2 protein-coding genes are annotated in these 15,300 nt (G+C 34.1%); both read right to left on the minus strand.

Annotated elements, in window-relative coordinates; all coding sequences use genetic code 11:
* Window positions 1–6,516: MBG domain-containing protein (locus BVC87_RS18330; RefSeq protein WP_234974695.1), on the minus strand; the 6,516-nt coding region annotated here is incomplete at its 3' end.
* 478 nt (window positions 6,517–6,994) lie between these two features.
* Window positions 6,995–15,160 (minus strand): MBG domain-containing protein, encoded by an 8,166-nt coding sequence (locus BVC87_RS18335; RefSeq protein WP_083629605.1) that lies wholly within the window; start codon window positions 15,158–15,160, stop codon window positions 6,995–6,997.
* Between the last annotated feature and the right edge of the window lie 140 nt (window positions 15,161–15,300).

The following is a 15,300-nucleotide window of genomic DNA, read 5'->3' on the forward strand; positions in this document are numbered from 1 at the left end:
AACCATATCTCCTTCCCAATTTGTAGCTGTATTCCAAGTTGAATTGGTATTTCCATCCCAACGAGCAACAGCATCTCGTGTAATACTGAATGTATTTCCTAAAAATGTAATTTGATAGTTTGCGCCAAGTGTTAAAGTTCCTTGAGTAATGGTATAATCTCCAATTGCTTCTCCTGTATTTCTTTCTAAATTTCCAGTAAAGGCATCACTTCCTACTAAACTTCCTGAAGTAATTTGATATGTTAACACCGGATCTACTTCGCCTTCTACCTTAGTTTTAATATCAGCTGTAACTTCTATTTCTCTTTCACGAATATTAAATATAGGAGATGTTATAAATGATATATTATAATTTGGACCTGCAGAAAGTGTCCCTAAACTAATAGTATAATTTCCTACATCTTCTCCTGATTCTCTAACTAAACTTCCTGAGAATGCATCTCCTGAAACTAATAGTGAACCAGGGAATAAATTAGGTCTCAGTTCAGGATCTGTTTCCCCATATACTTTCGAGTTTCCTCCAAATAATAAAAGATCTTTTTTATTGATAGTGAAATCATTTGTAACAAAAGTCATATTGTAATTACTTGATAAGTTTAAATCACCTTGATTGATAGCATATGTACCTGCATCCTCACCAGAAATTCTAGCTAATGTTCCAGCAAATGTGTCACTACTCGCCAAACTTCCAGATGTAATAGTATAGGTTAATGTTGGATCTATATCTCCATAAGCTTTAGATTTGGCATCTGCTGTAACTTCTATTGCTATAGGGGTAATTTCAAAATCGTTTCCTACAAAAGTTAAGTTATAGTTCGAATTTAACACTAAATCACCTTGATTGATCGCGTATGTTCCTACATCTTCTCCAATAGCTCTTGCTAAACTTCCATTAAAAGTATCAGTTCCTACCAAAGCTCCACTGGTAATTTGATACGTTAATTCTGGATCTGCATTGTTATATACTTTAGTTAAATTATCATTTGCAGTTATTTCAATTTGTTTTTTATCAATAGTTAAATTACCTGGTAGGAAAGTTAAGTCGTAATTAGGACCTGCTGATACTGTTCCTTGACTTATCATATAAAATCCAACGTCCTCTCCTGATACTCTAGTTGGGGTTCCTGATAAAGCATCTCCAGCTACTAATGTAAACGGTGGAGAAATCATATAACTTAATACTGGATCTGAATCTCCATAAATTTTGGAAGCACTTCTTCCTATAACAAGTAACATTCTTTTATTGATAATAAAATCATTACCAATAAAAGTTATGGTATAATTCGTATTATTCAGCGTACCTTGGGTGATAGCATAAGTACCTGCATCTTCACCTACTTCTCTAGATAAGTTTCCAGTTAATGTATCACTTCCTAACAAGGAACCTGAAGTAATTTGATAGGTTAATGCTGGATCTGAATCTCCATATCTTTTACTAATTGTATCCACTGTAATTTCAATAGCTACAGGAGTAATTTCAAAATCGTTTCCTACAAAAGTTAAGTCATAATTTGGACTTAATGATAGATCACCTTGATTTATAGTATATGTCCCTACATCTTCTCCAGTTACTCTTGATAAGCTTCCATTAAAAGTATCACTACCTACTAAAGTACCACTAGTAACTTTGAATGTTAATTCAGGATCTCTATTATTATATACTTTAGTTAAATTATTATCTACGGTAACTTCAATAGCTTTTTTGGTAATCGTTAATTTAGGGCTTCCATAACTTCTAAAATTGAACGTATAATTGTTGACATCAGTACTATGACTTGAAGTAATTTCAAATTCAAAATTTCCTGAAAAATTACTTATAAATCCTCCAAAAGCATAGGTTCCAACATTTTCTCCTGCCACTCTTCTTACATTTTTTAACGTAATGACATCATCATAAGCTGGTGTTGTTCCATCAACAATACTAAAATTAGGAAGTGGGTCTATTTCTCCATACACTTTAGTCGTGTTTTCTAAAGAGAAATTCACTTGTTTTCTACTAATTCTTAACCTACCTGATACAAAAGTCATATCATAGTTACTTCCTAATGTTAATGTTCCTTGATTAACTGTATAATCTCCTGCATTATCCCCAATAGCTCTTTCTAAACTTCCTGTAAAAAGGTCTCCATCAACTACAGTTCCTGTTGTAATCTTATAGCTCAAAACTGGATCAACTTCACCATATGTTTTATAAACAACATCTGCCGTTACTTCAATTACTCTGGCTGTGATACTCAAATCAGCTGACACAAAAGAAATGGCATAATTTGAATTGATTCCTAAAGTTCCCTGATTAATAGTATAATCCCCTACATTTTCTCCTGAAACTCTAGTTAAATCTCCTATAAAAGCATCACTACCTGCTAAACTTCCTGAAGTAATTTGATAGGTTAATGCTGGATCTGAATCACCATATACTTTACTTTTAGCATCTACAGTTACTTCAATAGCTCTCTCCGTAATTGTTAATTCGTTACTATTGAAATTAATTAAGTAGTTTGGTCCCGCCGTTAAAGTTCCCTGATCAATAACATAATCATTGATGCTTTCGCCTGGATCCCTAGTTAAATCTCCTGTTAACATATCTGATCCAACCAAGCTTCCTGAAGTGATTTGATACGTTAATTCAGGATCTGCATCACCATATTCTTTTGTTTTAGGATCTACAGTAATATCTAATTCTACTCTGCTAATTTCAAAACCTACATTATCACTACCTTTATACAATGGATCTGAGTCACTAACCATATATCTGGCTGTATAGCTTCCTGCTCTTGTTGGTGGTGTGGTAGAAGGTCCATAGTCTATATCATCTACATCTGAACCACTATAAGAAACTGTATATGTTGGCATTACTATAACATCATTACTGTCTGTAATATTTGTAAGCACAGGACCTTGTGGTACTCCATTATAGGTTAAACCACTTTCGTCTACATTAAAAGTTATGTTTTCCTTTTCGAAAATAGTTAAGGTCGCATTTGTGCTTCCAAAGAAATTAGCATCTGTAGTATCTACATAGGCAAATACTCTATATTCACCTCCAGATGTTGGTGGTGTAGTGGTTCTATTGTAGTTAGTTCCATTAATTCCTTCATAGGTAATAATAATTGCTGGTTCTGGTGTTGCTGCTACCCCAGGACTCGTTTCAATGCTATTTACTACTGCCAATTTTTGAGTACCATCAAACTCATGAGTTACATCAGCAATATTAATAGTAACTTCAATTTTATCAGTAATTGTTAAACTACCATTATAAAAAACATTATAATTAACTGAACCATTTGAACCAATTGAAACTGGATATGTTCCTAATTCAATAGGTGGGGCTCCACCAAAATATCTTCCTATTTGATATCTTACAGTTAATGGAATATTCTCTCCTGATAAACCGGTTGCTTCAACATCAAACATTTTAGGCAACCCATCATATAACTTTACTTGAGGATTATCTGGAGTAAGCGTAATTGTATGTTGTAAAATATTAAAATACCCTACTACTGATCCAAAATAATTGGCATCACTGGCATCCACCGTAGCTGTTACATTATAGTTTCCTGCGTTCTTTGGCGGTACTGTTGATGGTCCGTATGAATTTCCTTGAAAATCATTCCCTGCATATTCAAAATTTACTACAGGCGTTGTTACTGGTGCTCCACCCGAATTTGTTACTATAATATTAGCTATTGTAATTGGATCTCTTTGAGTAGCATTGTAAACCGTATTTCTTAAACTTATTGGGTTTAAATTAATAGTTACCTGTTCTTTACCTGTAATAACAAAGTTTCCAGTTTTTAATTGAATATCATAATCTCCATTAGTTATTGGACTTCCAAACCCTCCAAAGTCTTCTGTATCTATATAACCTCTTCCATACCCAATACAAACTCCTGTAGGACATACTCTACTTGGATCAAAGCTTGTAGGGGCTTGCGCTGTTTCATCAATAGAAATCACATAAGTACCTTCTGTTTCTCCTGGTTCTCTTTTTAAAGGTACCCAGATTACTTCTCCTGATCGTATACCTCCTTGTGTAAGTTTATAGGTTAATGCTGAATCACTAGTTCCTAATGCTTTTATCAAATCATTTGGTGTAATTTCTAAAACATTTGATCCTGCATTTACAGTAATGGGTGTACTCCCTATAATTAAATTATAATTAGCATCAGTTGGAATAAATCGTACATAAAGATTACGAATATTACTTGTTGTATTCAAAGTTGTCACTCCTTCTGTAATTCTTCCTCGTAAAAGATTTAACGAAGGAATATACGAAGTATAATACTCAAAAATACCTGCTACATTAGCTGAAGCGTTTAAATAAGAAGCATCAATAGGAACACCAGAATCAATTGTTGCAGGTGAATTCCATGTAATAACTGGAGTTCCTTTTGTTATGGTTAGCGTATAATCTTTAGAAATTTCTTTATAAATACCATTTGCTGGAACCGTAGCTCTTACAGTAACGCTTCCTACATTACCAGGTGTAAATTCATCTCCTATTAAAGAAGAGCTTGTTGTATCATTAATTAAACTATAATTTATAGTTCCTGAACTTGTTGTAGTTCCGTTAAATGTTGTAGCTGCACTACCAAAAGACAATGTAGGAGGAGTAAAATTCAAACCGAGTGTAGACTGTGAAAAATTATATCCTGTCTGTTGATAGATAGGTGTACCATTACAATCCTTATATCCATATATCGTAAAATAATACTGTGTATTTTCTGTTAAACCTGTTAGATTTAAATTAGGCGTAGTTGATGCGCCTGAATAGATAACTTGTTCACCTCCTGTATATACTGTGCTTCCAGTTGGAACAGTAGTACCTGTTGCTAAAGGAGTAAAACCATTAACTGTATTCATTTTAATAACATAACCATCAGGAGTATTTGTAGTTCCTGTTGAAGCTGTGAAAGCATTTAAATCAAATGAAGTAGTATCTACATTATTAATTACTGCATTTGATGCTAATTCAGAAGTAACTCCACACGTTGTATTTTGACTGAAAATCCCTGTTGGAAAGAAATAATATAAACCATTACATATCTTATAATTAACTGCAGCAAAATAATAAGTTGTATTTGGCAACAATCCTGTAGTAGTTACTCTAAAACCCGTAGCTGCACCTGTATAAATTGCTGTTTGACCCGTTTTACCTGTATAATCTGTACTTACTACTGGTAATGAAGACGAAGTTATTAAGGTTGGAAATGTAAAACTATTGGTATCGCTTATATAAATAATTTTACCATCCGCATTATTTCCTCCTGTAAAATTTACCGCACTCATCGAATTGTGAGATGTAGTTGGTTCTGCAAACAAATAAATTCCTGCATTACTATTTGGTGGTGCACATACTGGAGTAATTGAAGAACCTACACCTGTAGACTCAAAATAATAATTTCCACCACAAAATTCAGCTTTGTATACTTTAAAGAAATATTCAGTTCCTGTTGTTAATCCTGTAATTAATTGATTGGGTGCTGCTGAATCACCAGCATATACTACTTGTTCTCCACCTCCATATACTGAGTTCGCTGTTGGTAATGTAACTCCATTAATTGGCGCTGTAAAACTATTTACTGTATTTGCCTTTACTACATATCGAATTGACGCTCCTGTTGTTCCTGAAAAAGAACTTATAAAACTAGAACTTTCATTATTTGCTGATAAATTTAAAGCTGTTGCTGTTGCTGGCATTGCTCCACATGTTTTACGTTGAAAAACAGTACCATTAGATCTTTTGAACTCACCACTATTACAATCGGCATACGTCCACACCTTGAAAAAATAGTTTGTATTTGCAATAAGATTTGTGATGGTTTTGTTTGGAGTTCCGCTACCAAAATATAGTGTTTGTTCTCCTGAACCACTATAATTGGTTCCATCTACTGTAGGTGTTGTAAAACCTTGAGGCGGATCTGTAAAATTATCGATAGTATTCATTTTAACCACATAATATGATCCTAAATGAGCACTAATTGCATTTAATTCAATAGTGTCTTCAAAAGATGTTGTGGTTAGTGCTCCTGTTGCAAATGGTACACGACATGTAGGAAAGTTTACTCTATACGCATATCCTCCTACAATTGTTCCGTCTGACTTTCCCATACGAATCAGATAAAATGAATTACTTGAGTAATTTAATGTAAAAGCTCTGTTGGATTGATCTGAACCAGGATGTATTTGTCGTTCAGATACTATTGGACCTGAGTAGCTACCTGACCTTTCTTCTAAAAAAGCAGGAATTTGCCTAGATCCTGTTCTAGAAATTACAGACATGTTTACTGTAGTTCCATCAGCTAAAGGAGATTTAGCTATTCTATAATAATCCACTGGATCACTAGCCGAGACGTTTCCAAAAAACTCCATAGTACTTGTAAAAGTGATAACACCATTCTCATCTGGAGTATTATTAGGTTCTGTTTCAAATTGCGCCTGTGTATTCCATATAAAAACAAGAAAGAAAATGGTAACTATCTTTCTTAAAATTCGAATTGTGTAATTCTGTTTCATAAAATACTGTTTAATTATTTTAAATAGGGTTACATAAGTTGTACAGGTAATCTTTACATCACCCTAGTTTTTTTTATTTTTTTATTTTTCACCTATTTAAAACAATTATGGTTTTACCTCTTATCTGAATTATTTTTTCTTATTGTACAGACGATTTATACAACTACCTAACAACAACTTAAAACAAAGTCATTCAATTATTAACCCATTTAGATCAATAGCTATATTTTGATAACTAAAAAAGTCGTATTAAAACTGCTTTACACTATTTTCGATATAATTTTTCTTCATTTCTAAAAATTTTCGAACTGAAAATTAATCTTCAAGATTCCAACCTAAATACTTGGTAATTCATTTTATTTTTAAAATTTAGATATAAAAAAAAGCAACATTAAAAATTAATGTTACTTTTTTATTCTACCCAACTTAAGAACTAATTTTACAATCTAGTCCTAAGTACTTCTATATGTATTGTTTTTTATTTCTTGATTAGTATTTTCTTGTCTTTTACTCCTACTTCAGTACGTACTTGAGCTACATAGATAGCTTGTTCCATTGGTGGTAGTACAATACTATTCTTTCCTGTTCCTTGATGATTATTTTTATACACTACTTTTCCTAATAAATCATATACAACAAGCTCAAAATCTTGTGAGATAATTCCTTCTACGAATACTGTAGATTTTGAATTGTAAATTCTAATATCATCTAAACTGAAGGTCGGCACTTCTAAAGTCTTAGACTTCGCGTATAAGTAAAATCTTCCGACTCCATTTACAGCTTCTTTTAACTGAACTGTATAGGTTTCTGTTTCGCTTAACTTTACGTACTCATTCAATAATCTATCTTCAATATAAATCTCAATACCTGATGGTAGTGCTATCATTTTTGATGTGAACTCTATTTCACTACCTTCTTTAGCCTTTACTCCTAATGGAATTATTGCATTTTCCATAGTATCTGTTGGTAAAGATTGATGCGTAAAATTGTTTTCTAATGAACCATCAACCAGATGAGTGAATACATCAAATGCTGATCCATCAAAGTTTCCAATATCATACCCAACGTCTAAACCTTCTGTCGCTTTTTCTGAATATGATATTTTGGTTTTAACTGTGGTGTTGTTTACACTTGCTTGTAATTCAATGGTAGGAATTGATATATCTATATTTCTTCCAAATACTCCTCCTGAACTCGGTTGAACACTTCGTTGCGATTGATCAAAAGTAATATCTGTTACTCCTGTAGTGGTTCTCATAAAGAATCCTTGACCTGGAGCTAATGAATTTTCTGAACTTACTAAAGAATTCGCTACATATTTGTTTTGATTGTTATCCCAGATATAAACCCCTACATTAACAGGATCAAACTTCAATAAGTTATCTTGAAGGAAATTCTCATTTGCATTTCCATTAATAGGCATAAATGCTGTATATGGGTTTCCTACTGCGTTCCATTGTGAAGCTGCTACTGATTTAACTACATTCCCAGTTTCTAATGTTCCAGTAAACGTAACTGCTCCGTCTGTTCCTCTTGAGACGATATAACTTCTACTTTTTTCGAAAGTTAAAGCATTCGTCTGAATATCATCTGTAGTATAATAGGTCCATTTTGAGCCAGCTGGTTTGCTATCGTCGTAATACCCAATAGCAATTCTGTTTGGTGTTACTGTAGGGTTCACTCGAATAGCATTCGCTGGATTCTCAGCAAATTCTTTAATACTCTGACCTGAAACTGGCGCTGAAATTATACTCCATTGATTGGCTGTTAATCCACCTCGTTCATAGGTTACCATTCCGTTAGCTGTACCTTTTACTATTAATGCACCACTTTCTGTTGCTGTAGAAGTAATGGTAATGGTTCCACTGTTATCGAAATTATTTTCTATAACGGCTGCTCCGTCTGCTGAAATAGCTAATGATGATGACGCTTCTACCGTTAAACTGTTCATCTCCGCAACAACTCCTGAACTAATGTTTGGTGTAGTACCTACATTTGGGATGATATAATTATCTGTTGCTAAAGGAGTGATATCTCCTTCCCAATTTGTAGCTGTATTCCAAGTTGAATTGGTATTTCCATCCCATCTTGCTATAACATCTCTACTAATTGTAAATGTGTTTCCTACAAATGTAATTTGATAGTTTGTTCCAAGTGTTAATGTACCTTGATTTATTGGATAATCTCCAATTACTTCTCCTGCATTTCTTTCTAAAGTTCCTGTAAAAACATCACTTCCTACTAAACTTCCTAAAGTAATTTGATAGGTTAAGGCTGGATCAGACTCTCCTTCAACTTTAGTACCTGCATCCGCTGTTACTTCAATAGGTCTAGCTGTAATACTCAAATCACCACTTGTAAAATATAAACGATAATTATCATCCAACATCAATGTTCCTTGATTGATTGCATACGTTCCAACATTTTCTCCTAACTCTCTTTCTAAATTCCCCGTAAACATATCGCTTCCTATCAAACTTCCTCTTGTAATTTGATACGTTAATACTGGATCTGAGTCACCGTATACTTTTGTTTTTACATCAGCTGTTACATATACATCTTGTCGTGTTATTAACAATGTTCTACCGGTTTGTACTGAATTATAATTAGCATCACCAACTTGTCTTGCAGTTACTGTAACAGTACCATGTTTATGAATTGTAACTGTATTTCCTGAAATACTAGCTACATCCGGACGTGAACTTTCGAATGTTACTGGTAAACCTGAACTTGCTGTTGCTGTCAACATAAACGGAGCATCACCATACCTACGATCTGATAAACCAGAAAAATCAATAGTTTGATCTAACTTAGCAAACGTAGCAGTTGGTGTATTCGTTAACTGTAGATTACACGTACCTGCATCAGCAAATACGTTATACGTTTTATCTGCAGTAATGGTTTCTGTAGCAAAAGTAATTACTGAACCAGTTCCTGTAATGGTTTCAATCACAGCATCATTTGCGTTATCTCTTAAACTATAATTTACACCTAATTGCGACCCTGACAAAGCAACTCTAGCTGATTGATTCGTAGGTTGTGTTAAGCTTACCGTCTGATCTACAATAGCTTCTACAGTAACAGTTGGTGTATTTGTCATTTCTAAACGATTAGCCGCTAATAACCAATTGGTATTATCGCCTTGTAAAGCAGTTAATGTACCATCAAAACCGTTACCTGTTTTATCTGTTAAGGTTGTTCCTGTGGTTTCATCATATAAATAACTTGCTACTAGACCTGTTGCATTATCAATACGAACATTTTTATTCTCAATAATTTCCGTTGCTGTTCTAGCGACATTCCATATTCTTGTTTCTGCCAATCTTCCTCCAAATATAAAATTCGATGTTTGTATTTGATCCCAACGTCTTCCTAAACGCCATGAACCGTTTCCTACAGGTAATGCGGCAGAAGTAAACCTAGTTGACACTTCTACTCCATCTATATATAACCTTAAACGATTTTGATCGTAAGTAGATGCAATATGAATCCATCTGTCTTTAGGATAATTCACCAAAGGCGTAGTAGTCCAACTACCATTATAAAAACCAGTTTCTATCTGACCATTAACAATAGCTATTTGGTATTTGATTTTGTTATTATTGAACTCTTCGGTAATTAAAGAAGTATATTGATCTGTATTATCTGAAGCTGGAATATAAGCCCACGTCTCTACAGTAATTCTATTCCCAGAAAATTCACTATTAATCGTATTTGGTATTTCTACATATCCATCTACAGCATCAAACTGTAAAGTATTTAACCTTTCCTCAGCATCCACTGCCAATACATTATAAGTTTTATTTGCCGTTAAAGTTTCATTTGTAAATGAAATGCCACTACCAGTACCTTCTTGAACTTCAATAAGACTATTATCAATATTATCTCTCAAATAATAATTCACACCACTTTGAGAAGAAACCAAAGAAACTGCTGCTTCTACATTACAAACGCCTGTAGTAGGTGTTACTGATACCTCTTGATTCTGTAGAATGATTGTATTTACTGTTAAACTTTGTGTAACATCTGTTGCTGCAGCATACGTTTCATTTCCTATTTGACTTGCTGTTATATCTGTTGTTCCACTTCCTAAAATAGTTACTGTGTTTCCAGATACTGTAGCCACTGAAGTATCAGAACTCGTATAAGTTACTGGCAATCCTGCATCTGAAGTCGCTGATAAATCAAACGGAGCTCCCCCTAAATTTACATTACTTAGAGGACTAAAAGTAATCGTTTGACTTGCCTTAACAACGGTAAGAGTTACATCTTTTGTAGTAGAGGCATAATTAGGTTCATTTACCGTTACTCGTAAAAATTCTATCCCTGTAAGATTTCCAACTGATAAGATTTCATTGTTATCTCCGCTCAAACTAGCACCAGTACTTGAAGTTAAGAGTTGATAATCTACAGTAACTCCAGGAGCCGAAGGCACAGTTAAGGTTACATCTGATTGTAATAATTCTATAGTAAAATCTGTAAACCCTGATAAATCAGCCATTCCCACTCCGATATTCAATTGAAAATCAAAAGTTATAGGATTAAAATTCGCTGTTTCAGCTAACGTAGCACGTATGGTTTCTGTTCCTTGATTTCCTAAAGTTAAAGTTGCTCCAGAAATGGTACTTGCAGTATTGAATCCTGTTAAACTTAAGTTATTCGTATCTGTTGGATCAACAAACTGATACGTGATAGAACCACCAGTATAATTTGTATCACTAGGTGTTAATGTAATATCTGCATTACCAAAAGTTGTATCAATATCAGCTATGGTAAATGTCGGATTTGTTTTACCAATAGTAATCGTAATATCTTTAGTCCCTACATCAAAATTGGCATCTTGCGCCAATGAAGCTCTAGCAGTAACTGTTCCTGCGTTACCTGCGGTAAATTGATCACCATTAATAGAAGAACCTGTAGTATCTCCCACCAAAGAATACGTAATTACTCCTGTAGAGTTGGATGTAGCGGCTAAGGTAGTTGTACTTAAATGTTCAACTGTTAAATTATCAAAATTAATACTTGGTGTAAGTCTATCTTTAGCGATCAAAAAAGCTCCTGTTCCAGGTGTAGCGGTATTAGCAACTATATCTTGATACCCTGTACCATCTGTTTTTATCTTATAAATCGTTCCAAAATCATTAGTCCCACCATTTGTAGTAGTTCCAAATAGTGTACCGCCATCTACAGTTAAAGAAGATAAAGGTAATCTAGGACCTGTAAAAGGCCAATCATATAGTGTAGTATAGTTAGTGCCATCATCATTAACTCTATAAAGAACACCTGTACTATTAGCTCCTCCTTCATTCCAAATACCAAAAACTTGATTTCCAATAATAGATAATCCACTTAATGATTTTGTACCTGTAAAACCAAAACGATGTACTTGACTAAAACCTATTCCTGATGGTGTGATGGTCAATGGATCAATTGTAAAAACACTTCCACCGTTAGACCTTGCAACTCCCCATAATTTATTATTAGTAAGTGTCAACTTACTTGCAGGTTGTCCTGGTGATCCACTACTTGGAAATAAATAAACTTCAGTATATTCTGTCCCATCTGTATTGATACTATAAATACCTCCAGCGAAAGCATTTCCTCCAAATGACGTCATTCCCCAAAGTTTTCCGTTTGCTTCTGTAAGTCCTCCAATTGGTGCTGCTAATTCTGAAAGTGTAAAACCGGTAAAAGAAAAACCACGTACTATTGTAAAATTAGTACCGTCTGTATCAATAGAAAAGATACTTCCTGCCTGTGATCCACTGCCTGCTCCTGATCCAGAACCTGGTCCTTCTGCTGATAGAACTCCCCAAATTTTCCCATTACTAAACGTTAAAAAACCTGTTGGATTACTACCTTCTGTAGTAGCATTAAAATCATGAACTTTCATAAAACCAGTACCATTCGTATTCACATTAAAAATGGTTCCTTTATCATTAACTCCACCTGCATTGGTTACCCCCCATAGTTTTCCACCTACTTGCAATAATTCTCCTTTTCCGTCTGAACCTGTTGCTGTAGAATTTATCGTAAAATCTACTAATGTTGATACAGTCGTTTCATTAACCACCTTAAAAACTCCATTCGCATTGATTCCTATAATCTCCGAAGGTGCAGACACAGAAAAGAAAATATCTTTTGTGGCTGTACTATAATTAGCATCTTCGGCCACCGTAGCACGAACAGTAACTGTTCCTGCATTTCCTGGTGTTAAGTTTTCATTATTCGTTCCTGAAAGTACATTTCCATTGTTATCACCAACGAAACTATAAGAGATGGTTCCTGTTGAATTTGAAGTTGCTGCTAGTGTAACAGCTGAACTGCCAAAAGGAATTGTTTGATTGTTAAAAGTAATTGTAGGTTCTGCCTTATTTATTATTATCGTAGCTTGTGCTATTCCCGAATTAAAATTTGGAGCAGCTTCCTGATTTACTTGTACCAATACTGTTCCAACATTACCAGGTGTCATAATATTATTTCCAATCCCTGATAATGAACTACCTCCTGTAGACGTTCCACCAGATATAATTGTATATGTTTTTACTCCAGGAGAAAGTGATGAGGTAAGATTATTTAAATCAAATGCAGCACTTCCAAAAGCAATACTAAAATCATTAAATGTAAGATTAGAAGGTGTATTTACATTTTGTTTTGAGAAATTATATCCTGTTTGCTCATAAAATAATGCGCCACCACAATCCGTGTAAGAATACATCGTAAAATAATAAGTTGTGTTGGCACTTAATCCTGTAATACGAATATCTGGTGTAGTTGATGTACCCGCATATATCACTTGTTCTCCTCCTGAATAGCTAGTACTTTGTGCTGGTAATGAACTACTACCATCTGATGGAGGGGAGAATGTATTAACGGTATTCATTTTTACTACATATCCATCTACACCAGCTGCAGGAGAAAAAGATTTAAAATCCATGAAAGAATCTCCAACTTCAAAAAACACAGCAGTATTGGCTACTGATTGCACAGCTCCACAAGTAGTTGCATTAGTATCTACCCCTGTTGATTCAAAATAAAAGTTTGTTCCACAAGGATTGTATGCATACGATTTGAAATAATATTGAGTTCCTCCATTTAGATTTGTCAAATTTGTAACTGTTACCTCAGGATTTACATCACTTCCTACATAAATCACTTGCTGCCCAGTTTCTGAATATACAGTATTAGCTACCGGTAATGCTCCAGGCACTGGTGGTGTAAAAGAATTTATTGTATTTATTAAAATTACTTGTCCTATAGCTCCTCCTGCACCAGAAGTAGAATTTATACGCATAGAACTATGACTTATCTGATCTATAGCTAAAGCAGAAGGTACTACTGTTGGTACACCATTACAAATAACTTGCGTACTGGTAGCTCCAATACTCTCGAAAAAATTTCCTCCTAAACAAACATTGTATGCATATACTTTCACAAAAAAGTTTGTACCAGCAATAACTCCCGTACCATTTACAGTGATATTAGGATTTATCAAAGTTCCTGCATATACCACTTGTTCTCCTGCTCCTAAATTATAAATAGTATTGCTACTTGTTAAATCTGAATCTGTTGGAGCTGTGAAACTATTGGTTGTATTGATTTTAATAACATAGCCATTTGCACCTCCTGTTGGTGCAATAAAAGATGAAATATTAAAACTATCTATAGTATTGTTTGCAGTAACAATATTAGTAACCTGACTAGGCGTAATTAAAGCTGCGTCGCAAGCAAATGTTGCTCCACTAGTCGTCACTCCATTACTAAAATTAAAGTATCCATTACATTCATTAGCTGTAGTTACTCTAAAATAATATGTCACATTAGGATCTAATCCAGTAATCGATATATTTCCAGGCACTGTTGGCACTTCAAAACCTGATAATAATCTATTAGGTGCTGACGAAGCATAAATAACTTGTTGCCCCGAACCATTATATACCGTTGAAGGTGTAGTATCTGTTAATGTGTCAAACTGTGGATTTGGCAAAGCAGAAAATGTTGGGCTATCACTTATCTCTACTACATATCCACCTGTAATTCCATTTACTGCTGAAAATGCGTCTAATTGTAAATTATCCCCACCTGTTGTAGTTACATTTAACCCTGCAACATCAGCTGGAGTTGAACAAGTCGGAAAATCCTCGCTTTGTAACGTTAACGAATAATTTACAGGTGAAGCAGAAGTTGTTGTAATTCTAAATACTACATAATTATCTTCTAAATCTAGTCCAAAATTATTTAAATAATACCATCCAACTTGTGCAGAAGGATATTCTGGAAATGGAGCTGTTAGCAAAATAACATCTCTAAATGCTGATACTACTGTACCATTATAACTTCCTCGTCTTACCTCATACTGAATTTTGATAGTACTTGGGTCGTAACCACCACTAAAGAATAAATGTGTAATTCTTTGTGGATCAAAACCAGGAAGTTTAGACACATTCCAATAATCAGGATCTGTACTTGAAACATTTCCTGTAATAGTTGTTGGACCATCCCAAATACGTTGTGTTCCTGATGCCGTAGCTGTATTATTGGGTTCTGTTTCGGTTTGTGCAAAGACTGCACTCACAATCATAAGAAAAAAAAGCAATATGTAATGTACTTTCTTATTCATTGGGATTTTGTAATTATTTTTCATAATGGATTACTTAAATTATCATTATTAAATAGGGTTCCATAAGTTGTACAGGTAGTTTTTAAATCACCCGATTTCCTATGCTTCAAAACTATCGTAAAAACAAGCTAAATCACTGATTTTCAACTATACAAAACACTATA

The organism is Tenacibaculum agarivorans (genome assembly GCF_001936575.1).
GTDB lineage: Bacteria > Bacteroidota > Bacteroidia > Flavobacteriales > Flavobacteriaceae > Polaribacter > Polaribacter agarivorans.

Coding starts and splice junctions, on each gene's coding strand:
- BVC87_RS18335 (WP_083629605.1), bottom strand. CDS start 15,160: ATGAAAAATAATTACAAAATCCCAATGAATAAGAAAGTACATTACATA.